The organism is Promicromonospora iranensis (assembly GCF_028994805.1).
Lineage (GTDB): Bacteria > Actinomycetota > Actinomycetes > Actinomycetales > Cellulomonadaceae > Promicromonospora > Promicromonospora iranensis.
This window is the reverse complement of sequence record NZ_JAJQQP010000010.1, coordinates 234,982-260,681: the sequence shown is the minus strand read 5'-3', so window position 1 is coordinate 260,681 and position 25,700 is coordinate 234,982. Positions and strand designations below refer to the sequence as shown.

At 71.8% G+C, this 25,700-nt stretch carries 22 protein-coding genes and 3 tRNA genes; 12 read left to right on the top strand and 13 right to left on the bottom strand.

Annotation, left to right across the window (positions count from 1 at the left end):
- Positions 1–63 precede the first annotated feature (63 nt).
- Complete coding sequence (locus tag LUM46_RS18425; protein ID WP_274995806.1) at positions 64–636, bottom strand: NUDIX hydrolase family protein; 573 nt, start codon at positions 634–636, stop codon at positions 64–66.
- Between the two features lie 156 nt (positions 637–792).
- On the opposite strand from LUM46_RS18425, the gene trxA reads away from it, so the two are divergent.
- Positions 793–1,155 (top strand): thioredoxin, encoded by a 363-nt coding sequence (gene trxA, locus LUM46_RS18420; protein ID WP_274995804.1) that lies wholly within the window; start codon positions 793–795, stop codon positions 1,153–1,155.
- Between the two features lie 81 nt (positions 1,156–1,236).
- On the opposite strand, the gene LUM46_RS18415 is transcribed toward trxA, so the two are convergent.
- The 3 genes from LUM46_RS18415 to bcp all read right to left on the bottom strand — a co-directional run bounded on the left by LUM46_RS18415 (position 1,237) and on the right by bcp (position 3,040).
- Positions 1,237–1,318: transfer RNA gene (locus LUM46_RS18415), tRNA-Leu, on the bottom strand.
- A 31-nt stretch (positions 1,319–1,349) separates the two neighbouring features.
- Positions 1,350–2,561, bottom strand: coding sequence for an acyl-CoA dehydrogenase family protein (locus LUM46_RS18410; protein ID WP_274995802.1), 1,212 nt, complete (start codon positions 2,559–2,561; stop codon positions 1,350–1,352).
- Positions 2,561–3,040 (bottom strand): thioredoxin-dependent thiol peroxidase, encoded by a 480-nt coding sequence (gene bcp / locus LUM46_RS18405; RefSeq protein ID WP_274995801.1) that lies wholly within the window; start codon positions 3,038–3,040, stop codon positions 2,561–2,563. Before bcp ends, LUM46_RS18410 begins: the two co-directional genes overlap by 1 nt.
- 160 nt (positions 3,041–3,200) lie before the next feature.
- Between bcp and LUM46_RS18400 the strand changes: the two genes are divergently transcribed.
- From LUM46_RS18400 to LUM46_RS18380, 5 genes are all read left to right on the top strand, one after another.
- Positions 3,201–3,497, top strand: a complete 297-nt coding sequence (locus LUM46_RS18400) for a GroES family chaperonin (protein ID WP_374727003.1) — start codon at positions 3,201–3,203, stop codon at positions 3,495–3,497.
- Positions 3,498–3,586: 89 nt separating this feature from the next.
- A tRNA-Lys gene (locus tag LUM46_RS18395) sits at positions 3,587–3,662 on the top strand.
- Between the two features lie 106 nt (positions 3,663–3,768).
- Positions 3,769–3,844, top strand: a tRNA-Lys gene (locus tag LUM46_RS18390).
- 241 nt (positions 3,845–4,085) lie between these two features.
- A complete protein-coding gene (locus LUM46_RS18385; RefSeq protein ID WP_274995800.1) occupies positions 4,086–8,006 on the top strand; it encodes a metallophosphoesterase in 3,921 nt (1,306 codons plus the stop codon).
- Entirely contained in the window at positions 8,003–9,220 is a 1,218-nt protein-coding gene (locus LUM46_RS18380) for a HupE/UreJ family protein (RefSeq protein WP_274995799.1), read from the top strand. Before LUM46_RS18385 ends, LUM46_RS18380 begins: the two co-directional genes overlap by 4 nt.
- Positions 9,221–9,233: 13 nt before the next feature.
- Here LUM46_RS18380 and LUM46_RS18375 read toward each other — a convergent pair whose 3' ends face one another.
- A complete protein-coding gene (locus tag LUM46_RS18375; RefSeq protein ID WP_274995798.1) occupies positions 9,234–10,250 on the bottom strand; it encodes an NAD(P)-dependent alcohol dehydrogenase in 1,017 nt (338 codons plus the stop codon).
- Positions 10,251–10,354: 104 nt separating this feature from the next.
- Between LUM46_RS18375 and LUM46_RS18370 the strand changes: the two genes are divergently transcribed.
- On the top strand, positions 10,355–10,930 hold the full coding sequence (locus LUM46_RS18370) for a TetR/AcrR family transcriptional regulator (RefSeq protein ID WP_274995796.1): 576 nt from the start codon (positions 10,355–10,357) through the stop codon (positions 10,928–10,930).
- A gap of 15 nt (positions 10,931–10,945) precedes the next feature.
- Here the strand turns inward: LUM46_RS18370 and LUM46_RS18365 are convergent, their stop codons facing one another.
- Entirely contained in the window at positions 10,946–11,947 is a 1,002-nt protein-coding gene (locus tag LUM46_RS18365; protein ID WP_274995795.1) for an alpha/beta fold hydrolase, read from the bottom strand.
- A gap of 87 nt (positions 11,948–12,034) precedes the next feature.
- On the opposite strand from LUM46_RS18365, the gene LUM46_RS18360 reads away from it, so the two are divergent.
- Entirely contained in the window at positions 12,035–12,610 is a 576-nt protein-coding gene (locus tag LUM46_RS18360; RefSeq protein ID WP_274995794.1) for a TetR/AcrR family transcriptional regulator, read from the top strand.
- A 12-nt stretch (positions 12,611–12,622) separates the two neighbouring features.
- Here the strand turns inward: LUM46_RS18360 and LUM46_RS18355 are convergent, their stop codons facing one another.
- Positions 12,623–12,904: a hypothetical protein gene (locus LUM46_RS18355; protein WP_274995792.1), complete on the bottom strand. Its 282-nt coding sequence runs from the start codon at positions 12,902–12,904 to the stop codon at positions 12,623–12,625.
- 141 nt (positions 12,905–13,045) lie between these two features.
- Here LUM46_RS18355 and trmB point away from each other — a divergent pair, with 141 nt between their 5' ends.
- Positions 13,046–13,843 (top strand): tRNA (guanosine(46)-N7)-methyltransferase TrmB, encoded by a 798-nt coding sequence (trmB, locus tag LUM46_RS18350; RefSeq protein WP_374726939.1) that lies wholly within the window; start codon positions 13,046–13,048, stop codon positions 13,841–13,843.
- 23 nt (positions 13,844–13,866) lie between these two features.
- Here trmB and LUM46_RS18345 read toward each other — a convergent pair whose 3' ends face one another.
- A complete protein-coding gene (locus LUM46_RS18345) occupies positions 13,867–16,191 on the bottom strand; it encodes an FdhF/YdeP family oxidoreductase (protein ID WP_274995788.1) in 2,325 nt (774 codons plus the stop codon).
- 77 nt (positions 16,192–16,268) lie between these two features.
- Here LUM46_RS18345 and fdhD point away from each other — a divergent pair, with 77 nt between their 5' ends.
- Positions 16,269–17,081 (top strand): formate dehydrogenase accessory sulfurtransferase FdhD, encoded by an 813-nt coding sequence (gene fdhD, locus LUM46_RS18340; RefSeq protein WP_274995787.1) that lies wholly within the window; start codon positions 16,269–16,271, stop codon positions 17,079–17,081.
- A gap of 38 nt (positions 17,082–17,119) precedes the next feature.
- On the opposite strand, the gene LUM46_RS18335 is transcribed toward fdhD, so the two are convergent.
- Positions 17,120–18,163 carry an ArsR/SmtB family transcription factor gene (locus LUM46_RS18335; RefSeq protein ID WP_274995785.1) on the bottom strand — a complete coding sequence of 348 codons (1,044 nt, stop codon included), beginning with the start codon at positions 18,161–18,163 and terminating at the stop codon, positions 17,120–17,122.
- A gap of 245 nt (positions 18,164–18,408) precedes the next feature.
- On the opposite strand from LUM46_RS18335, the gene LUM46_RS18330 reads away from it, so the two are divergent.
- The gene (locus tag LUM46_RS18330; protein WP_274995783.1) at positions 18,409–19,386 is read left to right on the top strand and encodes a hypothetical protein; all 978 of its coding nucleotides are present in this window, start codon (positions 18,409–18,411) and stop codon (positions 19,384–19,386) included.
- 71 nt (positions 19,387–19,457) lie between these two features.
- Here LUM46_RS18330 and LUM46_RS18325 read toward each other — a convergent pair whose 3' ends face one another.
- From LUM46_RS18325 to LUM46_RS18310, 4 genes are all read right to left on the bottom strand, one after another.
- Positions 19,458–19,985 carry a hypothetical protein gene (locus LUM46_RS18325; protein ID WP_274995781.1) on the bottom strand — a complete coding sequence of 176 codons (528 nt, stop codon included), beginning with the start codon at positions 19,983–19,985 and terminating at the stop codon, positions 19,458–19,460.
- A 178-nt stretch (positions 19,986–20,163) separates the two neighbouring features.
- Positions 20,164–20,313, bottom strand: a complete 150-nt coding sequence (locus LUM46_RS18320) for an MFS transporter small subunit (protein ID WP_274995779.1) — start codon at positions 20,311–20,313, stop codon at positions 20,164–20,166.
- A 2-nt stretch (positions 20,314–20,315) separates the two neighbouring features.
- Positions 20,316–21,707 (bottom strand): OFA family MFS transporter, encoded by a 1,392-nt coding sequence (locus tag LUM46_RS18315; RefSeq protein ID WP_274995873.1) that lies wholly within the window; start codon positions 21,705–21,707, stop codon positions 20,316–20,318.
- A gap of 103 nt (positions 21,708–21,810) precedes the next feature.
- Positions 21,811–23,115, bottom strand: a complete 1,305-nt coding sequence (locus LUM46_RS18310) for a serpin family protein (protein WP_274995777.1) — start codon at positions 23,113–23,115, stop codon at positions 21,811–21,813.
- Positions 23,116–23,270: 155 nt separating this feature from the next.
- Here LUM46_RS18310 and LUM46_RS18305 point away from each other — a divergent pair, with 155 nt between their 5' ends.
- On the top strand, positions 23,271–25,691 hold the full coding sequence (locus LUM46_RS18305; RefSeq protein ID WP_274995775.1) for a Tex family protein: 2,421 nt from the start codon (positions 23,271–23,273) through the stop codon (positions 25,689–25,691).
- Positions 25,692–25,700: the final 9 nt, after the last annotated feature.

Here is a 25,700-nt window from a genome sequence, read left to right as displayed (position 1 = left end):
GCGCCGACCGTCGGGCGCCTGGGACGTTATACCGCAGGTGCGGAGGAGTCGGACATCACGACACTACGGGAGCCGCCCCACGTGAGCCATCGCCTGCTTGAGCAGCATGCCTTGACCGTTCATCATCTCGGCCTGGACGTCGTCGGCGCACGCCTCCTCCGGCGTCAGCCAGGCGAGGTCCAGGGCGTTCTGCTGCGGGCGGCAGTCACCGGTGACGGGCACGACGTACGCGAGCGACACCGCGTGCTGACGCGGGTCGTGGAACGGCGTGATGCCTGGTGTCGGGAAGTACTCGGCGACGGTGAACGGCTGCGGCGACGGCGGCACCTGCGGCAGCGCCACCGGGCCGAGGTCCTTCTCGATGTGCCGCAGCAGCGCGTCCCGGAGGCGCTCGTGGTACATGACGCGCCCCGAGACCACGGCCCGCGTCATCGTGCCCTGCGTGTTCACGCGCAGCAGCAGCCCGACGGCGACCACGTCACCCGAGTCGTCGACCCGGACCGGTACGGCGTCGACGTACACGAGGGGGAGCTGCGCCCGCACGACCGCGAGGTCCTCGTCGGTCAGCCACCCCGATACCTGGGAGGGGTCGCGGTAGAACTCGTCGTCGGGTGGGTAGTCGGCAGTGTCCGTCACGGGGTCCGTTCTACCAGTTCGGGCCGCACGCTGCCTTACCCCGCGCCGTCGGACCGGCGCAGGGGTGTCGTACCGCTCACCGAGGCGCTGTTCCTGGAATAGCGGAGAGCAGAACTGCGCTGCACGAAGGAGACGTCCAACGAGAGGAAACGAGACATGGCCACCGTCGACATCACTGACGCCACGTTCGAGAAGACCGTCAGCGACAACGAGATAGTCCTCGTGGACTTCTGGGCCACCTGGTGCCCGCCGTGCAAGATGTTCGGACCGGTCTTCGAGGCGTCCTCGGACAAGAACACCGACATCGTGCACGCCAAGATCGACACGGACGCGAACCCCGGCATCTCGTCCGCCGCGCAGGTGACGTCCATCCCCACGCTGATGGCGTTCCGCGACGGCGTGCTCGTGTTCCGCCAGGCGGGCGCGCTGCCGGCCAAGGGTCTCGCCGAGGTCGTCGAGGCGGTCCGCGGGCTCGACATGGAGGCCGTGAAGAAGGACCTCGCAGCCCAGCAGAACTGATCCGGCCGGCCCGAGAGGGCTGAGCAGCAGCGACGGCCGTCTCCCCACGGGAGGCGGCCGTCGCCGTCTGCCGGACCACTGTGCGCGAGGGGGGACTCGAACCCCCACGTCCGAAGACACCAGGACCTAAACCTGGCGCGGCTGCCAATTACGCCACTCGCGCGCGGCGCACAGTCTACGGGTCCAGGGGCAGGTCAGCGGAATGCGGCGAGCCCCGTGATGTGCCGCCCGAGCACCAGCGTGTGGACCTCGTCGGTGCCCTCGTAGGTGCGGACCGACTCCAGGTTGCTGGCGTGCCGCATCGGCGAGTGGTCCAGCGTGATGCCGTTGCCACCCAGCACCGTGCGCGCTTCCCGGCAGATCGTGATGGCGATGCGGGCGTTGTTCAGCTTGCCCGCCGAGATCATGTGCCCCTCCAGCCGCCCGGCGTCCTTGAGCCGGCCGAGGCGCAGCGCCATGAGCTGAGCCTTGGTGATCTCCAGCGCCATGTCGACGAGCTTGGCCTGCGTGAGCTGGAAGCCCGCGATCGGCGTGCCGAACTGCTCGCGCTCCTTGGCATAGGACAGGGCCGCCTCGAACGCGTCCCGCGCGGCGCCGACCGTGCCCCACACGATGCCGTAGCGCGCCTCGTCCAGGCAGGCGAACGGCCCCGCGAGTCCGGGGTGCTCGGGCAGTAGGGCGTCGGCGGGCACGCGCACGCCGTCCAGCGTGATGTCGCACTGCACGGACGCGCGCATCGACAGCTTCGGCTCGATCGGCACCGCGGTGAACCCCAGGGCCGACGTCGGCACGATGAACCCGCGCACCCGGTCCCGCTCGCCGCCACCCTCCTGCGGCTCGGCGACCTTGGCCCAGATGATCGCGATGTCCGCGAACGAGGCCATGCCGATCCACCGCTTGGCACCGTCCAGCACCCACTCGCCGCCGGAGTCGCCGCTCTCGCTGCCTGGCTCGAACCGGGCGCGCGTGGTCATGCTCGCCGGGTCGGAGCCCGCGCCGGGCTCGGTGAGCCCGAAGCAGCCGACCGCCTCTCCGGTCGCCATGCGGGGGAGCCACCGCTGCTTCTGCTCCTCGGAGCCGTGCTTGTGGATCGCCGACATCGCCAGCGAACCCTGCACCGAGACGAAGGTGCGGATGCCCGAGTCGCCGGCCTCCAGCTCCTGCACCGCCAGCCCGTACTCGACGGCGGACCGGCCGGCGCAGCCGTACCCGTCCAGGTGCATGCCGAGCAGGCCGAGCTCGCCGAACTCGGGAACGAGCTCGCGCGGGAAGTGCGCGTCGGCGAACCAGCGGGCGATGTTCGGGCGGATGCGCCGGTCCACGAACTCACGGACCTTCTCGCGCGTGGCCAGCTCGGCGTCGCTCAGCTCCGAGTCGATGTCGAGCAGGTCGGCGGGTGAGCCCATCAGTCGAGAGCCAGCACCTTGCGCACCCGGGCCACGTGACCGGTCGCCCGGACGTTGTAGAAGGACTCGGCCACCGTCAGGTCCGGGTTCACCACGACGGTGGAGCGAATCACACCGACGTACGTCTTGCCGTAGTTCTGCTTCTCGCCCCAGGCGCCGTAGGCCTCCAGCGTCGCGTGGTCCTCGTCGGACGCGAGCGGGAACGTCAGCGTCTCGGCGTCGGCGAACTTGGTCAGCTTCGACACCTTGTCGGGGGAGATGCCGACGACGGCGTAGCCGGCGCCCTGCAGGGACGCCAGGGAGTCGCGGAAGTCGCACGCCTCCTTGGTGCAGCCCGGCGTCGCGGCGGCCGGGTAGAAATACACGATGACGCCCTTGGTCGTGTTCTGGGCCAGGTCGGCGAGGCGGACGGTCGCGCCGTCGGCGGTCGGGAGCGTGAAGTCGGGAGCCTTGTCCCCGGGTGCGAGACGTGTGGTCATGCCCGTAACCGTAGCCGCCCGACGGGCCGACGGCGGTCCGTGCGGCGGGACCTGTGGACGGCCTCGTCCGGTGGTCGCGTAGCGTTGTCCTGTGAGCACCCCCGCTGTGACGAACGCTGTGATGAACGCTGCTACGACGCCCGGCACCCTCCCGATCCGCATGCTGCACGACCGGCTCCTGGTGGAGCCCGAGACGGACTCGGCGGAGCGGCAGTCGACGGCCGGCCTCGTGATCCCGGCGACCGCCGTCGGGCCCAAGCGGCTCGCGTGGGCGACCGTGGTGGCCAAGGGCGAGCACGTACGGCAGGTCGCCATCGGCGACCGCGTCCTGTACGACCCCGAGGAGCGCGCCGAGGTGGACCTGGCGGGCAAGGACTACGTGCTGCTGCGCGAGCGGGACGTGCACGGCGTGGCCGAGCGCGACGAGGCGGCCGGCTCCACGGGGCTGTACCTGTAGAACACTGGCTGTCGCGCAGTTCACAGGTCCGGGCCGTTCGTTCGGTTACCGATGACGGTGCTGGTCCTGGTAGTGTTTCTCCCCGTTGCGCGCCATTAGCTCAATTGGCAGAGCAGCTGACTCTTAATCAGCGGGTTCTAGGTTCAAGTCCTAGATGGCGCACCAGCACGGCGGCCCGGCGGCCCCCTCCAGAGGGCGGCCGCGGGACCGTCGTGAGACGGAGAAACCGGTGCGCCAGAGGGCTCAGGCCCTGGTAATCTTTCCGTCGCAGGCGCCATTAGCTCAATAGGCAGAGCAGCTGACTCTTAATCAGCGGGTTCGGGGTTCGAGTCCCTGATGGCGCACCACAACACGGCGAAGGCCCCCACGACGGTGGGGGCCTTCGCCGTTCCCCGTGGTGTCCCGCTCACCCGCACCCCAAGTTCACCCGCCCGCGTAGCTGCCGCTGACCTGGGATGATGCCCGGACGAGGGGACAGTTTGTCCGATTGTTGCCTGTCGCTCCCGTTCCGTTCACCCGCCCGGTCCAGGTTGACCCCCGGGCGTGCTCAGGGCCGCCCACCTTTCACGGAGCACAGGGAGGACGGCCATGCGGCCAGTCACCAGGAAACAGCGGGGTCGGCAGCAGGCCGGTCTCGTCGCGGCGGTCACGGCGGCCACGCTCGCGATGACGGGATGGGTCGCGACGTCGTCGTCCGCCGCTCCCGTGGACACCGGCAGCACCGCGGCAGGCAGGGCCGCGAGTGCGCCGCACGAGCCGGAGACGCCGGCGGCAGGCGGCCCCGTCCTCGCCCCGGCTGACGGCGCGTTCCTCGAGGGAACGGTGCCCGTCGCGGCGGAGCCCGTCGCCCCCGGCGACGACATCGAGCGACTCACCGTCGACGGCGCCGCCGTGCCCGGCGCCACCACGACGCTCGGCACGTCGGTCCTCGGCTACACGGTCGGGAGCAACTCGACCGAGGCGCGGTACAAGAACTACGTGTCGGTCAACGGCTCGGAGCCGATCTACCTGCCCGACGCCGCGAGCGAGCGCGTCGAGCTGGAGATCCCCAACGAGTACCTCGTGACGGGCGAGAACACCGTCGAGGTGGTCGCCGGGACGTTCAACACCAGCTGCGGCGCGAACCACGACGACTTCGTGCTCTCCGACTTCACGCTCGAGCCGCTCGGCGAGACTGCCGACGGCGAGGAGAACGAGTACACCTACGCGTTCGGCGACGGCAGCTGCGGTACCAACACCAGCCTGCTCCGCCGTGCCGAGCTCTCGTTCTTCCTCCAGGGCGACCCGCAGAGCACCACCGGGTTGCGCGCCGACCTCGACACCACGACGCTGTCGAACGGCAAGCACACCATCGAGGCGCGGACCGCGGACGGCGACACGACGGCCCACGAGGTCCGCGTCAACAACGCCCCGACCGGCGCCCCGCGCCTCACCCCGGTCGACGGCACGCTCGCCCACGGCACGGTGGCCGTCACCGCCGCCCGTCCTGCGGGTGCTGACGGCGGCGTCGCCGAGCTGCTGCTCGACGGCGGTGAGCCCGAGTCGCTGCCGACTCTCGGCAACGGCGCCGCCACCTTCTCGTTCGACGTCGGTGCCAACTCCATCGACGACGCGTACCACAACTTCCTGCTGGTCAACGGCTCGCGCGTCGAGCTCGGCGGCGACTGGGCGAGCGAGCGGGTGGACGTCACGATCCCGGCGAGCCTGCTCGTCCCGGGGGACAACACGATCACGCTGGTGGCCGGCGACTACGCGTCCTCGTGCGGTGCCAACCGCGACGACTTCGCGGTCTCCGGTCTCGACCTGGTGCTCGACGGTGCCACGGTCACGGGACACGACGTCGCCGACTCCTACGCGCTGGGCGACGGGAGCTGCGGAACCGACGACAGCCTGCTGCGCGAGGTCGCGCTCACGTACACGATCGACGCCCCCGCGGTCACCCAGCACCCGTCGCTGGGCGCGGGCGACGCGGTGCTCGCCTTCGACGTGGGCTCCAACTCGATGGAGGCACGGTACGGCTCGTACCTGGAGGTCAACGGGCACCAGCTCACCATGGACGAGCGGGACTACGTGTCCGAGCGTGTCGAGATCACCGTCCCGAACGAGTGGCTCCTGGCCGGCTGGAACCGGGTCGACGTGGTCGCCGGCACCCTGTACGGGAGCTCGTGCGGTGACAACCGGGACGACTACGTGCTGGCCGACCCGGAGCTGATCCCGGCGGAGGGCACGGCATCGCACGTGAGCATGCGCGCGAGCCACAACATCGGTGACGGCAGCTGCGGCAGCAGCGTGAACCCCGAGGTCGAGGTCGACTGGGTCTTCCACGTCGACGCTCCGGCCCGCGGCCTGATCGCGCAGGTCGACACCACCGCGCTGGCCGACGGCGAGCACGAGCTCGCGGCGACGTCGACCACCGGGGAGACCGCCACCCGCGCCCTGTTCACGGACAACACCGGCCCGGAGCTCGTCGCCGTGACGCCCGCCGAGGGCGACCGGCTCACGAGCAGCGTGCCGCTCGCGGTCTCCGTGGACGACACCTCCGGCGTGGTGCAGGGCCCGGACGTCACGCTGGACGGCAAGGAGGTCACCCCGGGCGACCTGGTCGGCCCGGGTCTCTCCGCCGGCCGCCACACGCTCGAGGTCTCGGCGACGGACGGCCTCGGCAACGAGGTCACCCACGAGGTCCCGTTCGTCAGCGCCGGGATCCCCGACGTGCCGGCCGACGTCGCACCCGAGCCGGGCGCGCCCGGCGTCGGCCGCACCGCGACGCTGAGCGCGAAGGTCGCGGAGCCCGACGGCGGTAAGGTCACCGCGAGCTTCTCCCGCGCCGAGATCCTCACCCCGACCAGCGCCTGGCAGGGTGAGAGCGACGGTGTGCCGACCGCTCTGCAGGTCCCGGGCCAGCAGAGGCTGAGCACCAAGGGGCTGAAGCCGGGCGACGGCAGGTCCGCGGACTCGCCGGCGTCGGCCGACGTCACTTACCAGCGGTTCGACGTGCCGGTCCGCGGCAAGGTCGAGGCGCCGGTGCTGCGCTGGGAGGGCGCCGCCGACCCGGCCCGCCTCGTCAGCCTGCGGGCCTGGAACCCGGACACCGACGCCTGGGACGTCGTCGCCTCCGCGCGGGGCGCCGTCGACGGGCCCACGGTGCTGGAGGGTGCCGTGACCCGCGACTACGTGGACCGTGGCAAGGTCCACGCGATGGTCACCGGTGAGGACCCCTTCGCCGACGACATCGACGCCGGGGACCCGGACACCTTCGCCGACCCCGACGACTACGACTTCTCGATGGTCCACTACACGGACACGCAGTACCTGTCGGAGGGCGCCGTCGAGCAGGAGACGGCCCAGGAGCGGGCCGTGTGGGGCAGTGCCTACACGAGCGTCATGGACTGGATCGTCGACAACGCCGCGGAGCGCAAGATCGCGTACGTGGCGCACACCGGCGACATCACCGAGAACAACATCCGGGCGATCCCGCCGGAGCTCGAGGAGCAGGTGGCCGGCGAGTTCGAGTTCGCCTCGGAGGCCCAGGGCCGGATCGACGCGGCGGGCATCCCCAACGGGGTCGTCGCGGGCAATCACGACAACCAGTCGGGCACCAACCCGGAGCTGTTCGACGAGCACTTCGGGCCGGACCGCTACGAGGAGCTCGCCGAGGGCTGGGAGAACGCCACCTACGGCGGGTCCATGACGCCCGGCTCGAACGAGAACCACTACGACCTGTTCTCGGCCGGCGGCCTCGACTTCGTGGTGGTGGGCCTGTCCTACGGCGTGACCCGGGACGAGGCCGAGTGGGCGGCGGAGATCTTCGACCGCTACTCCGACCGCAACGGCATCCTGCTCACGCACGACTACCTGGAGCCGTCCACGTCGCCCGACGGGCGCGGCGCCAACTTCGGCGGGTCCGACGGGCCCCTGCTGTACAACCTGCTCGTCAAGGACAACCCGAACGTCTTCATGGTGCTGGCCGGGCACCGCCACGGGGTGGGCACCAACGTGCGCCCGCCCGTGGTCGGCGACATCGGTGGCGGCGTGATCGAGCTGCTCGCGGACTACCAGTTCTACACGGTGTCGGCGGGCCAGCTGGGGCTCACCGAGATCGGCGGTTACCGGCCGACCGACCGGCTCCGGCTGGGCGCGTCGTTCTTCCGGATGCTGCAGTTCGACGTCGACCGCGGCGAGGTCTCCATCGACACCTACTCGCCGCTGCTGGGTGAGTTCGGCGCCACCGAGTACGACGAGGACCAGCGGTACAACGGGCTCGAGGACAACATGGTGCTGCCGGTCGACCTGACCTCCCGCACCACGTCGTTCACCACCGAGTCCGTGGTGCTGTACGACCCGGTGCACCAGATCGGCGAGGACACCGTCGCGTCCGGTGACGTCGCCTCGGTTCGGTGGACCGGTCTCAAGCCCGACCGCACCTACGCCTGGTTCGTCACGGCCCGCACCTCCGGGGGCGGCACCACGACGGCTCCGCCGGCGTACTTCACCACGGCACGGCGTTGAGGTTCTGGCGCCGCGTCGCGTGGGCGGGGCTGCTCGCAGTGGTGAGCAGCCCCGCCGTCGGGCAGGCCGCGTGGGCCCACGACGCCAACAGCGACGTCTACGCCACGGTGACCCCGGCGGCGTCGGCGGGCGGGCCGACGGCGGACGTCACCGCGGTGCTCGACCTCGAGTACGACCTGCTGATGAAGTCGGCGTGGCTGCGGGCCGAGGCCTACGAGGCGACCGGCCGGGCCGACCAGCTCGCGCAGCTCGACGAGCACGAGCAGGCCGTCGACGGGTACGTCACCGACCGCTTCGCGGTCACCTACGAGGGCGAGCCGTGCGCCCCGGCGCTGTCCGGCGCCGACGTCGTGGAGCGCGGGGGCCGGCCGTACGCCTCCCTGACGTACACGTTCGGGTGCGACGGCGAGCCGGAGGGCGTGCACGAGGTCTCGAGCGCCCTGTTCCCGGATGCCGAGTCGTTCGTGCACTCCACCGAGACGATCGTCCGGTACACCCTCGACGAGGAGGACGGCTCCGCGGTGCTGACCGCGGCGTCGCCCACCCTCACCACGGGGGAGCACCGCCTGCTCAAGCAGATCGGCGAGTTCTTCGTGCTGGGCGGTGAGCACCTGCTGTTCGGGCTGGACCATGTGCTGTTCCTGCTCGCGCTGCTGATCGGCGCGCGCCGCCTGCGCGACGTCGTCTGGACCGCCACCGCGTTCACCGTCGCGCACTCGGTGACGTTCCTGCTCGCGGCCCTGGGCGTGGTCTCGGCGCCGGCGATCGTGGTGGAGCCGGTGATCGCGGCGTCGATAGCGGTGGTCGCTGCTGTGGACCTGTACCTGATCTGGCGCGGGCGAGGCGAGTCCCCGGGCACCGTCCGGGACGCGCTGCGGTGGCGGCCGGTGGCCGGCTCGCGGGAGCAGCTGACCACCTGGGACCGGTGGCGGCTGCCCGTCGTGTTCGTCTTCGGGCTGGTGCACGGTGTCGGGTTCGCCGGCGCGCTCGGCATCGACGCGGCCTGGTCCTGGACGCTGCTGTGGTCCCTGCTGTCGTTCAACGTGGGCATCGAGGCGGTGCAGCTCGGCATCATCGCCCTCGTGTTCCCGCTGCTGGTGCTGCTGCGCGTGCGAGCCCCGCGGGCCGCCCGCTGGGTGCTCGGGACGGCGACCGCGGGGATCGTCGTGGTGGCGCTCTTCTGGGTGGTGGAGCGGCTCGTCGGCGGGTTCTGACGGTGGCCGGGGCCTACAGCTCCAGGACGGCGCGGTAGCGAGCCCTGCCGTGGCGCACCCGGTCCACCGCCTGCTCGATCTGGGCCACCGGGTAGGTCTCCACCTCGGTCCGGATCCCGTGCCGCGCGGCGAACTCGAGCATCTGCCGGGTCCGCAGCGGGGTGCCGGTCACGCCACCGACCACCGTCTTCTCGGCCGGTAGCAGGTTCAGCGGCCCGACCGCGATCGGGCTGGAGGGTACGCCGACGACGCACAGCGTGCCCTGGGGACGCAGCGCGTCGAGGTACTCGTCCCAGGGCAGGTCCGCCGAGACCGTGGAGAGGATGAAGTCGAACGAGCCCGCGGCCGCCCGCAGAGCGCCAGGCTCCCTGGTCGCGATGAACCCCGTGGCGCCGAACCGACGGGCGTCCGCCTCCTTGTCCGGAGTGGTCGAGATGGCCGTGACCTCGCAGCCCCACTTCGCGAGGAACTGGATGGCAAGGTGGCCCAGGCCGCCGATGCCGACCACGGCCACCCGGTCGACCGGGCGCACGCCGTGCTCCAGCAGCGGTGGGAACACCGTGGTGCCCGCGCAGAGCAGCGGGGCCGCCTGTGCGGAGGGGATCTCGTCGGGGACAGGCAGCACGTAGCGCCAGTCGCTGGCGCGTACGTGGTGGGCGAACCCACCACGGTCGCCGCGCTGCACCAGGTTGTCCTTGTGCGGGCACAGGTGCTGGCGGCCACCGAGGCACCACTCGCAGCTGAAGCATGCTCCGGCGACCGCGCCGACGCCGACGCGCTGCCCGACGGCGACCTGCCCCTGGTCGACGGCGTCCCCGACGGCCTCGACGACGCCGACGGTCTCGTGCCCGGCCACGACGGGGAACCGGGAGATGCCCCAGTCGTCGTCGATCATGCCGACGTCGGTGTGGCAGATGCCCGAATGGGTCACCCGGACGTCCACCTCGTTCGGCCCGAGCGGGCCAGGCTCGTACTCGTAGGGCTCCAGTGGTCCGCCCGCGACGACGGCCGCGTACGCGTGAACTGTCATGGTGCTCACCCTTCAACTAGAAACAAACTGGTTAGTTGCTTCGTGAGGACCGTAACCCGCCGAGCCGGATGGGTCAAACAAACCAGTCTGTTACTGTCTCGATCGTGAGGGATGGACAAGCGACGCGCCGCCGCCTGCTCGACGCCGCCACGGCGGAGTTCGCCGCGTACGGCATAGCGGGTGCCCGGGTCGACCGGATCTCGGCGACCGCGCAGGCGAACAAGGCCCAGCTCTACGGGTACTTCGGCGACAAGGACGGCCTGTTCGACGCCGTGTTCCGCGAGCACGCGGACCGGCTCGTCGACGCGGTGCCGATGACCGCGGCAGACCTGCCCGGGTACGCCGTGGGCCTCTACGACGCGTGCCTGGGGCGGCCGGAGCTGGTCCGGCTGGCGACCTGGGCGCGGCTCGAGCGCGTGCCCACGGGCGACCTGGTCACCGACCGGCAGGGCTCGTACGCCGACAAGGTGGAGGCCATCGCGGACGCCCAGCGGGAGGGGCGCGTCCATCCTGACGTGGCACCGGCCGACGTGCTCGCCATGGTCAGCATGCTCGCGCTCACCTGGTCCCCGGCCAGCCTCTACCACGCGGCGTCGCCCGCCGACCCGGACGACGACCACGCGCGGCGGCGCACGGCGCTCGCCGAGACGGTGCGGCGCGCGTTCGTCCCTGAGCGCTGACGGCGGGCGCTGCTCCTACGGGTGTGCCGCCCAGAACGCCTCCAGCTCGGCGTCGAGCGCCGGGGCCACCTGCATGGGGAGGGAGTGGGTGGTGTCGGGCCAGATCTTGACCCGGGCATCCGGGATCAGCTTCGCCTTGTCCGCCGCCGCCTCGCCGCCGGCCAGGGAGGAGTCGCTCGCGATCGCCACGTAGGCCGGCATCGGTAGGCCCTTCAGCTCCGTGTCGGTGAGCTGGACGGGGTTGGGCAGCCCTGACGAGTTGTAGCTCTCCGCGCCGACATCGATCATCCGGGCCAGCGGGTCGTCCGGGTCGACCTCCTCGTCCTCGACACCGCCGATCTCGTTCAGTGCCGCCTCGCGCCACGACTCGGGGAGGAACGGCATCGAGAGCGGGATGCTCGCAAGCACCGTCGAGAGCGGCAGTGATCCGAGGGTCAGGACCGGCTCGAGCAGGGTGAGGCTGGCCAGGCGGTCCGGGTGGCGCACCGCCACGGCGGCGGCCAGCCCACCGCCCTGCGAGTGCCCCACCAGGTGCGCGCGTTCGATGTCCAGGCCGGCCATGGCCTCGTCCACCCAGCGGGCGGCGTCCCCGACGTCGCGCATCGGGATCGTCTGCTCGGACAGGCCGGTGTCTCCGAGGGTGTCGAAGGCGTAGACGGTCCGGTGCTCGATGTAGTGCGGCAGGTTGTCGCCCCACATGGGCGTGGCCGCCGAACGCCCGGGCAGCAGGACGACGGGCGTGGCGGCTGGCTGCTCCTCGGCTACCCAGGCGTAGGCGCGCACCGTGCCGAAGGTCGTCTCGACGTCGTGGGTCTCGGTGGGCTCCGGCAGGCGGTCGAGCGCCTCGGCGTACGCGTCGGCGTAGTCGTCGCGCGCGTCCGGCGAGCGGAAGTGTCCGACGGCTGGTCCGCCGGTCGCGAGGAGCAGGACCAGGCCGCTCGTCGAGACCACCGCGACGACGGCCAGCAGGACGATCGGCCACCGGCGGCGCTTCGGTCCGGAGTGGTTCGTGCGCATCGGAGGGCCCTCCCAGGATGTCGACTGTTTTGCAATACGTTCGCATCGTATCAGGTTGCGATGCGAACGTATTGTTATCGTGGGCGCATGCCGAGAGTCGTGGACCACGAGGAACGCCGCTGGGAGATCGTCTACGCGCTCTGGCTGGTGATCGCCCAGCACGGGATCGAGGGCGTCAGCCTGCGGCACGTCGCGGCCGAGGCGGGCGTCTCGATGGGACGGATCCAGCACTACTTCGGCACGAAGGAGGCCCTCGTCCTGGCCGGGTGCACCTCGCTCGTCCAGAGTGCGTACGGCGGCTACCAGGAGACCGCCGACGCGGCGCCACGCGAACGCCTGCTGCACGTCGTGAGCCAGCAGATCCCGCGGGACGACGCCGGACGCATGGGCGTCAGCGTCTGGTACGCCTACGTGGCGAAGTCGATCAACGACTCCGCCGTCCGCCAGGTGCTGGCCGAGGCGCGACGGGGGGCGGAGGAGGAGTGCGTGCGGCTGATCCGTGCCGACCGCGGTGCGGTCGGTGACGGCGACGGCCGAAGCGCACTGGAGCAGGCCAGGCACCTGCTCGCCCTGGCCGACGGCCTGACCCTGCGGGTCCTGGTCGGCGACCTGGAGCCGGCCGAGGCCGTGGGGATGCTCGAGGTGGAGGTCGGTCGGCTCTGAGGCACCGGCGGGTCAGTCGCTGTCGCCGCAGTCGCCGAGCAGGCCCCCGAACAGCTCGTCGGTCTGTCGTGCGACCTCGACGTCCCGCGCCATCCGGTCAGACCTGCCGCTCAGCTCGGCCCAGGCGCCCTCGCCGTACAGCCCACGACGGATCCAGTCCAGGACGAGATCGGGGGCGCAGGCGCGGCGCCTCGTCGTGATCCGGGCGAGCTGTGCGAGGTCGGCGTCGGACAGGTCGATCACGACGCGCCGTCCGTCGAGCTCGACCTGGGAGCACGGGCCGCGGTCGGTCATGGTGCTTCCGATCAGAGGTCGTCCGGGGAGTGCTTCAGGTGATCCGCTCCCAGCCTTCCGCAGGCCGGAGCCCGCCCGCGCGGGGAGGCGGCAATCCTTGCGGATACGCAACGCTCGGCCACCACCTCGTACGCTGTGCCCGTGAGCCAGCCCGTTCCTCCCCAGCCTGACGCCCCGCACCAGCCCGACGCCGCGGACCGGCCCGAGCTCGCGGGGTTCCGGACGAAGCCGGTGTCGTTCGTGCGCCGGTCCGGCAGGCTCACGGACAAGCAGAAGCGGATGTGGGCCGAGCGGCACGGCACCTACCTGATCGACGTGCCCCGGGCGATCGCCCGGACCTCCGTCGACCCTCAGTTCGTGCTGGACGCCGAGGCGGTGTTCGGCCGCAGGGCACCGCTCGTCGTGGAGATCGGCTCAGGCCTGGGCGACGCCGTCGTCGAGGCGGCTGTCACCGACCCCGCACGCGACTACCTCGCCGTCGAGGTCTACCAGCCCGGGCTGGCGCACACCATCGCGCGTGCCGAGCGGGCCGGCGCGGCCCTCGGTCAGGACGGGCTGCCGAACCTGCGACTCGTGCAGGCCAACGCGGCCGAGCTGCTGGAGACCACGATCCCGGCCGGCGCCGTCGACGAGCTCTGGGTCTTCTTCCCCGACCCCTGGCACAAGGCGCGCCATCACAAGCGTCGTCTCGTGACCGCGGAGTTCACGGCGCTCGCGGCCCGCGTGCTGCGCCCGGGCGGCACCCTGCGGCTCGCGACGGACTGGGCGGAGTACGCCGAGCAGATGGTCGAGGTGCTCGAGGCGGACGCCGAGCTCATCAACGCGCACGGCGCGGGCGCCTTGGCCCCGCGGTTCGAGCGGCGTGTGCTCACGGGGTTCGAGCGCAAGGCTCACCAGGCAGGACGCGACATCGCGGACCTCGAGTACGTGCGCCGCTGACCGCACGCCACGGCGCCCCGGTCCTACTCCGGCGCCTCGAGGCGGATGACCACCGACTTCGATGCCGGGGTGTTGCTGCCCTCGGCCGTGTGGTCCAGCGGCACCAGCACGTTGGTCTCCGGGAAGTAGGCCGCCGCACAGCCGTGCGCCGTCGGGAACGCGATGGCACGGAACCCTGGGGCGCGGCGCTCCTCGACCGTGCCGTCCGCCACCGGCCACTCGCTGACCAGGTCGACCGTGTCGCCGTCGGCGAACCCGAGGGCCGTGAGGTCCTCGGGGCGCACGAAGACGACCCGCCGCCCGCCCTTCACGCCGCGGTACCGGTCGTCCAGGCCGTAGACGGTGGTGTTGAACTGGTCGTGGGAGCGGACGGTCTGGAGCAGCAGCCGGCCCTCCGGGACCTGGACCACCTCCAGCTCGTTCACCGTGAAGTTCGCCTTGCCGGTGGTCGTCGGGAAGAGGCGGGCGTCGCGCGGCGGGTGGGGCAGCACGAACCCGCCGGGCTCGGCCACACGCCGCTCGAAGTCCTCGAAGCCCGGGACCACGCGCGAGATCGAGTCGCGAACGCGTGAGTAGTCGTCGGCGAACTCCTCCCACGGGGTCGCGTCACCGGACCCGAGCGTGCGGCGGGCGAGGTCGCAGAGGATGGCGGTCTCGCTGCGCAGGGAGTCCGAGGCCGGGGCCAGCCGCCCCCGGGACGTGTGCACCACGCTCATCGAGTCCTCGACGGTCACCACCTGCTCGCGTCCACCCGTGAGGTCCCGCTCGGTGCGCCCGAGGCACGGCAGGACCAGGGACCGCTTGCCCGGCAGGACGTGCGACCGGTTCAGCTTGGTCGAGACGTGCACCGTGAGCGGCACCTCGCGCAGGGCCGCCTCGGTCACGGCGCTGTCGGGCGTGGCTGCGGCGAAGTTGCCGCCCACCGCCATGAAGACCCGCAGCTCCCCGTCGCGCAGCGCACGCACCGTGTCCACGACGTCGTGCCCGGGGGCGCGCGGCGGCTCGAAGTCGAACTCCGTGGCCAGGGCGTCGAGGAACGCCTCGGTGGGCCGCTCCCAGATGCCCATGGTGCGGTCGCCCTGCACGTTGCTGTGCCCGCGCACCGGGCAGGCGCCGGCACCCGGCCGGCCGACGTTCCCGCGCAGCAGCAGGAAGCTCACCACCTCGCGGATCGTCGCCACCGCCTGCTTGTGCTGGGTCAGGCCCATCGCCCAGCAGACGATGATCTTCTGGGCGGCCAGGACGTCGCCGACGAAGTCCTCGATCTCGGACCGGTCCAGGCCGGTCGCCGCGTCCACGTCGGCCCAGTCGAGGCTGCGCCACGCGGCAGCGGCCTCGGGGAAGCCCGAGGTGTGCTCGGCGATGAACCCGTGGTCCAGCACGCCCGGGTGCCCGGCCGTGCGGGCGTCGTCGTCCGCCTCCAGGAGCAGGCGGTTGACGGCCTGGAAGAGGGCGAGGTCGCCGGCGAGGCGGACCTGGAGGAACCGGTCGGCGAGCTTCGTGCCCTGCCCGACCACGCCGCGCACCCGCTGCGGGTTCTTGAACGTCTGCAGCCCGGCCTCGGGCAGGGGGTTGATGGCCACGATCCGCGCACCGCGGTCCTTGGCCTCCTCGAGCGCGGTGAGCATGCGCGGGTGGTTGGTCCCGGGATTCTGTCCGACGACGACGATCAGGTCGGCGTGGTCGGTGATGTCCTCGAGGGACACGCTGCCCTTGCCGATGCCCAGCGTCTCCGTCAGGGCGGTCCCCGACGACTCGTGGCACATGTTCGAGCAGTCCGGCAGGTTGTTCGTGCCGAGCTTGCGTGCCAGCAGCTGGTAGAGGAACGCCGCCTCGTTGCTGGTGCGGCCCGAGGTGTAGAACGCCGCCTGGTCCGGTGAGTCCATCCCGCGCAGCTCGGTCGCGACCAGGTCGAGGGCCTCGTCCCAGGACACGGGCCGGTAGTGGTCGGCGCCCTCGTCCCGCAGCATCGGCTCGGTGAGCCGCCCGGACTTCCCCAGCCGGTGATCGGTCCAGGTCGCCAGCTCGGAGATCGGGTGCTCCGCGAAGAACGCGGCGTCGGCACGCCGGCGCGTGGACTCCTCCGCGACCGCCTTGGCGCCGTTCTCGCAGAACTCCGCGAGGTGCGGCTTGCCCGGCTCCGGCCACGCGCAGCCGGGGCAGTCGAAGCCGCGGTGCTGGTTGAGCAGGGGAAGGGTGCGCAGACCGCGCGCGACGCCTGCCTCGTCGAGGACGTGGGCCAGGCCGTGCACCACCCCTGGCACACCGGCGGCTGTGCTCTTCGGCGGGCTGATGCGCAGGGTCTTCTCGGGGGCTTCGGTGCGGGCCTCGTCGCTCACGTCGCTCACGGCTCGACCCTACGCCGGACTTCACCCGGTGTGGAGAGTCCGGACATCTCGGTCCGTGCGGGTGCGAGACTGGCGGCATGGGAGTCGTCACCGATCGACGGCGCGTCGTCCGCGTCCGCGAGGGCGCACGTGCGGCACGTCCGGACACGCTCGCCGTCGAGGAACCGCTGATGGTCCGGCTGGTCGATCCCGGCCCGGCGCCGGGCAGCAGCGCGCTGACCCTCACGATGCGCACCCCGGGCGACGACTTCGACCTCGTGGCCGGCTGGCTGGTCTCGGAGGGTGCGGTGGCCGCGCCGGCGGACGTCGTGGCGATGCGGCTGTGCCCCGACGAGGACAACACCGTCGAGGTGGCGCTCGCGCGCGGCGTCGAGCCCCCGCGGCCACGGGCGTTCGCGACGACGAGCGCGTGCGGCGTGTGCGGGTCGGACACCGTGGTCGAGGTCCGGGCCGGGCTGCGCTGGCCGGTCGCCACGGATCCGATGACGGTCGGTGCGGACGTGATCGCCGCCCTGCCCGACCTGCTGCGCGAGCGCCAGCGCGCCTTCGACCGGACTGGGGGCCTGCATGCGGCGGGGCTGTTCACCGCCGACGGCGAGCCGCTGTACGTCCGGGAGGACGTCGGCCGGCACAACGCCGTCGACAAGGTGGTCGGTGCGGCGCTGCGCGACGGCGCCCTGCCCGCCGCCGGGACGGTGCTCCAGGTCAGCGGGCGGGCGTCGTTCGAGCTGGTGCAGAAGGCGGCGCGAGCCGGGATCCCGGTGCTGTCCGCGATCTCGGCGCCGTCCACGCTCGCCGTGGACCTGGCCGACGAGTGCGGCCTGACCCTGCTCGGCTTCGTGCGCGGCGACTCGATGAACGTCTACTCGCGGGCGGACCGGCTGCGCTGATCCGTCGGGCGGTGCCGATCGCGTACAAGCTGCGCACCTCACGGCTCGCACGGGCCGAGCAGCTGCTCCCCGAGCGGAGTCTGCCGGTACAGCACCCACCTCCCGCGGCGCTCGGCCGCGACCAGCCGGGACCGCTCCAGGACTTTCAGGTGGTACGACACCGTCGGCTCCGACCAGTGGTAGCGCCGGCTGAGATCGCGGGTGGACAGCGGCTCGTCGAGCACCATGAGCAGCTGCGCACGTGTGCTGCCGACCAGCTCGGCGAGGGCCGGCGCCGGGTCCGGCGGTACCTGTCGCTCCCACAGCCGCGCGATCCCGTCCGGGCGGTAGACGAGCATCGGCGTGTACGGCTCCTCCGCGGTGAACCGCACCGGCCCGTCGTGGGCGGTGACGGGGACGAAGAGCAGCCCCTCGCGCGCCCAGCCCACGGTTCCCTCGAAGCGGCGCGCCAGGCTCACGCCGTCCCCGTTCCACGTCAGCCCGGGCCCGAGGCTCGTCAGGGCTGCGACGGCGCCTCGTGCGGCGACCAGTTCACCGCGCCGCCGGATGTCCTCGGCGAGCAGCGCGGCAACGTCCGGCCAGTCGCAGGCCACGCCTGCCTCGAAGAATGCCAGCACCGCCTCGGCCGCCGTCCTGGCGACGACCTCGGGCCCGCACGCCACGAGCTCCGCCAGGACCGGCGGCACGGGGCGGCGCCAGCGTTCGTAGCGTGCCGCGTCGCCGTGCATGGCCGCGACGCCGGGCCGGACGGCGCGGCCCCGCAGCCCGATGTCGAGGTGGTAGTCCACCACCGCCGGGTCCGTCCCGGCGATCCGGGCGGCCTGGCGCGCGATGGTGTCTCCGGGCTCCGGCGGTGGTGCGAGGAAGTCGGACACGTAGTCGTGCTCGTCGGGTACCAGCGCCTCCAGGACCGCGAGGAGGCCCCGGTCCATCCGGCACGCCGCGAGCTCGTACCAGGCGCGGGCATGCGGGGCCGGGTGCCGGCCTCGCAGGCGGACCGCGCTCACGACCTCGTGCGCGGGCGACACGACGAAGCGCGACCGGGCCAGGACGTCGGTCGTCATCGTGATGTGGATCGCCACGGGACCAGTGTGTGCCGCTCCGGGTCCACCCGGAAGACGATTCGACGGTGGCCGAAACGATGGCCCGTGCCTGTCCCTCCGCGGTCTGCTGGTGGCCGACGGCGCCGGCCGCTCCGGGGCTCCGTGCTCTGAGGCGCCACCAAGCCGCATGTACGAAGATCGCCCGCCAGACCACTTCTCACTCAGAGGACACCCGCCTGCTTGCTGCAGGGCTACGCGACGATGCGCACCACGTGAGGGAGAACATGCTCCGGTTCCATTTCACGTCCGACGACCTGGCCCGGGTCCGGATCGCGTCCGGACCCGACCCGATGTGGGAGACCATGCTCAGCGCCCACCTGGTCAACGAGCTCCATGGTGCCCGGACGTTCGGAGCGTGGCGCGCGCAGGTGGTCGCCGACCTGCCTCGGCTCGCCCTGCCGTACCTGCACCTGACACCTTCCCGCGGGTACTCGCCGGACTTCCTGACACCGCCCGCCGGGACGACCGACTTCGTCGACGGGCTGGACGGCGTCCTCTTCACGCACCGGGACCGCCTGCGGACCGACCTGGACCGCCTCAGCGCGCAGAAACCGGTGTCGGCGTGGGCGACGGACCTGCGGAACGGCCTGGTGAAGGCGGTGGACGGTCTGGGCGCCACGATGACCGCGTACCACTCCCACGCGATCGAGCCGTACTGGACCCGGATCCGTGCCGCGGTGGACGTCGACCTCATGGTCCGCGCTCGCGTGCTCGCGGCGAGAGGCGTGGAAGGAGTGCTGTCGTCCCTGCACCCGACCGTCGTCTGGGACGCTCCTGTCCTGCTGATCGACAACCCGACCGTGGACCGGGACGTCCACCTGGCCGGACGCGGGCTGCGGCTGGTCCCCTCCTACTTCTGCTGGCGCAAGCCCATGACCTTTGCCGATCCGGAGCTCGAGCCGGTGCTCCTCTTCCCGATCGAGCATGGCGTGAGCCTCGTCGGTGCTCCGGCAGCAGCCGACGCACAGGCGCCGCTCGCCCGGCTGCTGGGCCGGACGCGGGCCGCCGCGCTGCAGGCGCTCGTGCGCCCGACGACGACGTCCGGACTGGCCCGGCGGCTCGGAGCATCACTGGCCTCCGCGTCGGAGCATGCGACCGTGCTGCGCAGGGCCGGTCTGATCCGCTCCACCCGGTGCGGCAACCGGACCTCGCACGAGCTCACCGCGCTGGGCTACGGGCTGCTGAGCAGCTCGCCGTCCTGAGGGGCGGGCGCGCGCGCGGCACGCCCCGCGCGCCAGACATCGGCGCACGGGGCGTGCCGTCCGTCGGCCGGTCAGCCGCAGAGCCGGATGGTCCAGACCGGGTTCCAGTTCACGGCCTTGTACTGGCCTGCCGTGACCGTGTCGACCTGCTGTCCGTTCGATCCCAGCAACCGGACGGTCACGCCGCCGGTCTGGTTGTTCTTCGCCATGCGGCTGTCGAACCAGTTCGAGAGCTGGTAGTCGGTGCACCGGTAGAAGTCGTACACCCGGTACTGGCCGTTGTCCTGCTGCTGGTACGTGCAGAAGCGGCCGCTCGGGCAGGTGTTCACCAGGTTGATCGCCTGGCTGTAGGTCCGGTTGGAGAACGTGTTCTCCGGCGCCGGAGACACGCCCGGGTTGGCCAGCGTCCCCGCGTCGGAGCCCGCCGAACGTGCCGCGGCTGCCGCCCGCAGCCCCTGTCCGTCGTCGGACGCGCTGGTGACGCGGGTGCCATCCGGAGTGCCGTCGGATGCCTGTGCCGCCGGGATACCCCCGAGAGCGACGAGGAACACCATCAGCACACCCGACAGTGCGGCGAGTGCGCGCTTCTGGAGTGACATCGGATCTTCCGTCCTGCCCCGCGCTCACCTCGCCCGACCCCGTGCCGGGCTCTTTCGCGGGGCACTCGGAATCTAGTGATCCGGGCGGCTCCCCCGCGACGACGTTCGGCTCCGGGTGAATGCTTCGGGGCAGGCCGAAACTCCACCCTGCGGCGCATCACGAACCGGGCCGAGGTGGTCACTCCGCGAACAGCGGGACGACGCCCTTGACCGTCTGGAACAAGCCGTAGGCCAGTGGGGCGGTGACGACCAGCCACGTGACGATCAGGCGCGGCACCTGGTTCGCCGTCGGCTCCGGGGCCGGCTGCTCGGTGGTCTGCTCCGGCATGGTCACACCTTTCCTTCGGTGAACGCATCGGTGCGGCTCGGCGCCTCGTGGAACCGCTCGGCCACGGGACGGACCAGGATGTTGGCGACGAAGCCCAGCGCGAGCACGCCGACCATGGTGAACAGCGCGGGCCGGTAGTCGGCCGCGACCAGCTCGCCCGGTGTCCCCTGCGCGTCGAGGAACCCGTTGATGATCAGCGGCCCGGCGATGCCCGCCGCGGACCATGCGGTGAGCAGGCGGCCGTGGATGGCGCCGACCTGGAACGTGCCGAACAGGTCGCGCAGGTAGGCGGGGACCGTGGCGAAACCACCGCCGTAGAAGGAGAGGATCACTGCCGCGACGAGCACGAAGACCAGCGTGGAGAGGTGCCCCACCGTGGCCAGCAGCACGTAGAGGACCATCCCGACGCCGAGGTACATGATGTAGGTCGGTCTGCGGCCGATGTAGTCCGACGTCGACGACCACACGAAGCGGCCCGCCATGTTGAACAGGGACAGGAACGCGACGAAGCCGGCCGCCGTGGTCGGCGCGACGGAGGAGGTGTCGCCGTCCCGGAAGAAGTCCTGGATCATCGGGGCAGCCTGCTCGAGGATGCCGATGCCCGCGGTCACGTTGCAGAACAGGACCGTCCACAGGAGCCAGAACTGCGGGGTCCTGATGGCGTTGGCCGCCGAGACGTTCGCGGTCGACACCATCGGTTTGGCCGCCACCGCGCCGGCGTCGAAACCGGCGGGTGACCAGCCGGGCGGCGGGACCTTCACCGTGAACACCCCGAGCATCATCACGAGGAAGTACACGGTGCCGAGGGTCACGAAGAGCGAGGTGACGGAACTGCCGGACGCCACGGACGTGGGGTCGGCGGGGTCGTAGCCGCTGTCGTAGAACGCCATGAGCTGCCGCGACAGGGGCGAGGCGACGAGCGCACCGCCACCGAACCCCATGATCGCCATGCCGGTGGCCAGGCCCGGCCGGTCCGGGAACCACTTGATCAGGGTCGACACGGGAGAGATGTAGCCGATACCGAGCCCGATCCCGCCGATGACGCCGTAGCCGAGGTAGACGAGCCACAGCTGCGACGTCGCGATGCCGAGCGCCCCGACCAGGAACCCGGAGGCCCAGAGGCACGCGGACGCGAACATCGCAGCACGCGGCCCCACGCGTTCCACCCAGGTGCCCAGCACCGCCGCCGAGAGGCCGAGCATGACGATCGCGATGGAGAAGATGACGCCGATCGCCGTCAGGCTCGACTCGAAGTGGGTGACCAGCGCGTTCTTGTAGACGCTGGTGGCATACGCCTGGCCGATGCACAGGTGGATGGCGAGCGCCGCCGGCGGGATGAGCCACCTGCTGTAGCCGGGCCTGGCCACCGTGTGCTCGCGGTCGAGGAACGACAACGCCACGGAGCACCTCCTCGTGCTCGGGGGATCCGGCCGCATAAATGCGGTTTCACCCGTTTTGCTGCGCACGCTACTGGCGGTGGGTTGCTCCGGTCAATGGTCAGTGCTGCGGGCTGCGCACGGCCGCCAGGAACAGGGGGAGGCTCGTGCCGGTGTGGGCGATCCGCAGCAGGTAGGGACGGTCGACGGTCATCCGGATCTCCGGCTCGGCCGGCATGCCGCTGGTCTCGGTGCCGATCTCGGTCACGGCGGCCGCGACGGTGCCCTCCTCGTCCAGGCTCAGGGAGGCCTGCTGGAACGCCTGGCTGACCTGCAGCGGCTCCGTGGTCGTGACGCCGGACAGGTCGGGGCCGTCGTAGAGGCCGCCCAGCCCGGCCTCCGCCAGCACGGGGGCGAGGTCCAGGGCGGGCGGCTTCAGCTCCAGGGTCGGCATGGCGAGGGCGACGGTCCGCGGTTCCGCCGTACCGAGGGCATCGACGAGGGTGGTCAGGATCTCGGGCGAGACCTCCGCCGGGTCGGTGCCGGCCGGGGGCAGGAGCACGTCCGCGTGGAACGCGTCGACATAGGGCAGCCGGACGGCGGCCCACCCGCCGCTCTCCGCGTAGGCCCAGGACTCCGCGCCGTGCAGCATCTCGGTGGGCCGCGTGCCGGCCGGCCCGGTGAAGTCCTCGTCGCTCGTGGCGTGCTCCTGGAACGGCGTCTCCCAGCGCACCGCGAGCAGGACCGCGTTCTGCAGCACCAGGCGCAGCCAGGGGTCGGGCTGGATGGCCGACTCCTCGATCAGGCCACCCGTGTGGTGGTCGACCCAGGAGTCCAGGACCCGTGTGCCCTCGCCGCTGCTCAGGTCGGTGCGCTGGACACCGGCACCGAACGCGGACGCGAGCGCGTCGAGGTAGTCCTGCTCGACCGTGAGCTGGTCGTCCAGCACCGCCTGGTTCGCCAGGTGCAGCACCGGCTCGTCGGGCAGGTCGTCGTCCCGCACCACGTCCGGGTCGCCGTCGTGGGCCGCCAGCGCACCCTGGAGCGCGTTGTAGGCGGAGGTGCGGTCCTCGCCGGAGGCGCCGAGCGCCGCGTCCAGGGAGTCCGCGGTCTCGCCGCGGGCACCTTCGGCGAGCAGCGCCAGGGCGAGGGCGAGCGACGCGGGGGAGACCAGGGCGTTCTCCTCCGGCTCGGCGCTCACGCGCAGCGCGAGCAGGCCCAGGTGCTCGGTCGCGGCGACGGCGTCGGCGCTCGCGGAGGCGTCGGCGAGCGTGACGACGTGGCGCGCCGCGTCCGACCGTTCCAGGCCCTCGGCGAGGTCGGGGCCGGAGCAGGCGGTGACGGCGAGGGCCGCTGCGGCGACCACCGCCGTGAGCACCGTCGTCCGGCGGTGGGTGACGCGAGGGACGGCGTGGCGACGCTGCACTGTGGCTCCTCCGGTGGTGCCGACGCTGGGTCTGACCCGTCTGTGTGGCGACGAGCCTCGGCCTTGCATCCGGACACGCACCGCAGGAGGCGACAAGTGTCAGTGGTGCCAGGCACAATCTGTCCCGACCTTCCAGACGTGACGTAAGGGAACAAGTGGCAAGCATCAACCGGCGGATCGCCGAGGAGCTGGGTGTTCGGGAAGGGCAGGTGACGGCGGCCGTCGACCTGCTCGACGGCGGCGCGACCGTGCCGTTCATCGCCCGCTACCGCAAGGAGGTCACGGGCACGCTCGACGACGCGCAGCTGCGCACGCTCGAGGAGCGGCTGCGGTACCTGCGCGAGCTGGAGGAACGGCGCACGGCGATCCTGTCGTCGGTGGAGGAGCAGGGCAAGCTCACGGACGAGCTGCGTGCCCAGATCTTGTCGGCGGAGACCAAGTCCCGCCTGGAGGACATCTACCTGCCCTTCAAGCCGAAGCGGCGCACCAAGGCGCAGATCGCACGCGAGGCCGGCCTGGAGCCGCTCGCCCTCGCGCTCCTCGACGACCCGTCGCTCGACCCGACGGAGGCCGCCGGCCCCTACGTCGACGCCGACAAGGGCGTGGCTGACGCCGACGCGGCGCTCGCCGGCGCCCGTGCGATCCTCGTCGAGCGCATGGGTGAGGACGCCGACCTGATCGGCACGCTGCGCGAACGGCTCTGGAAGCGCGGCCGCATGCTGTCCACGGTCCGTGACGGCGCCCAGGACAAGGGCGCCAAGTTCTCCGACTACTTCGACTTCGCCGAGGCGCTGTCCAGCCTGCCGTCGCACCGCGTGCTCGCCCTGTTCCGGGGCGAGAAGGAGGACGTGCTGGACCTGACCATCGAGCCGGAGGAGGGCATCGAGGCCGGCGTGCCCACGTCGTACGAGGCGACGATCGCGCACCAGTTCGGCATCACCAACCAGGGGCGCCCCGCCGACCGCTGGCTCGCCGACACCGTCCGCTGGGCCTGGCGCACGAAGATCCTCGTGCACCTCGGCATCGACGTGCGGCTGCGGCTGCGCTCGGAGGCGGAGGACGAGGCGGTGCGAATCTTTGCGTCGAACCTTCGGGACCTGCTGCTCGCGGCACCGGCAGGGACACGACCGACCCTGGCGCTGGACCCGGGCCTGCGCACGGGCGTGAAGGTCGCCGTCGTGGACGAGACGGGCAAGGTCGTGGAGCACGCGACGATCTACCCGCATGCACCTCGCAACAAGTGGGACGAGTCCCTGGCCACGCTGGCTGCGCTGTGCCAGAAGCACAAGGTCGAGCTCGTCTCGATCGGCAACGGGACGGCGTCCCGCGAGACGGACAAGCTGGCCGCCGACCTGATCAAGATGGCCCCGCAGCTGAACCTGACCAAGGTGATGGTGAGCGAGGCGGGCGCCTCGGTGTACTCCGCCTCCGCGTTCGCCTCGGCGGAGCTGCCCGACCTCGACGTGTCCATCCGGGGCGCCGTGTCGATCGCACGCCGCCTGCAGGACCCGCTCGCCGAGCTCGTGAAGATCGACCCCAAGTCGATCGGCGTGGGTCAGTACCAGCACGACATCACCGAGACCAAGCTGTCGCGGTCGCTGGACGCGGTCGTCGAGGACTGCGTGAACGGCGTCGGCGTCGACCTCAACACCGCGTCGGTGCCGCTGCTCTCGCGTGTCTCGGGCATCACCTCGACGCTCGCGGAGAACATCGTGTCCTACCGCGACGCCAACGGGCCCTACCCGTCGCGTGCGGCGCTGAAGAAGGTGCCGCGGCTGGGGCCCAAGGCGTTCGAGCAGTGCGCGGGCTTCCTCAAGGTCTCGGGCGGGGACGAGCCGCTGGACGTGTCGTCGGTGCACCCCGAGGCGTACCCGCTGGCACGGCGCATCGTGACGGCGGCGGGTACGGACGTGCAGGCGCTCATCGGCAACGGCGGCGCGCTGCGCACGCTGCGACCCACGGACTTCGTGGACGAGACGTTCGGTCTGCCGACCGTCACCGACATCTTCGCCGAGCTGGAGAAGCCCGGCCGCGACCCGCGCCCGGCGTTCACCACGGCGTCCTTCGCGGACGGCGTCGAGACGCTCGGTGATTTGGTACCCGGCATGGTGCTCGAGGGCCAGGTCACGAACGTCGCCGCGTTCGGCGCGTTCGTCGACGTCGGCGTGCACCAGGACGGCCTCGTGCACGTCTCGGCGATGTCCAAGAACTTCGTCACCGACCCGCGCGAGGTCGTGAAGTCGGGCGACATCGTCAAGGTGAAGGTCATGGACGTGGACCTGCCGCGCAAGCGGATCGCCCTGTCGCTGCGCCTGGACGACGAAGTCGGCGTGACGCCGGATGGCCGCACCTCCGGCGGCTCCCGCTCCGGCGGGCAGGGCGCGGGCGGCCAGGGCGGTGGCGGCCAGGGCGGTGGTGGCCAGCGCGGGGGTCGTCCGGGTGGCGGCGAGGGCCGCGGCCGGAACGGGCGCGGACAGGGGCAGGGCGGGCAGGGCGGGCAGGGCGGCCGCGGCGGCCGTCCCGCGCCCGCGGACACCGCGATGGCGGACGCCCTGCGCAAGGCGGGCCTTGCGTGAGGCCTCGCC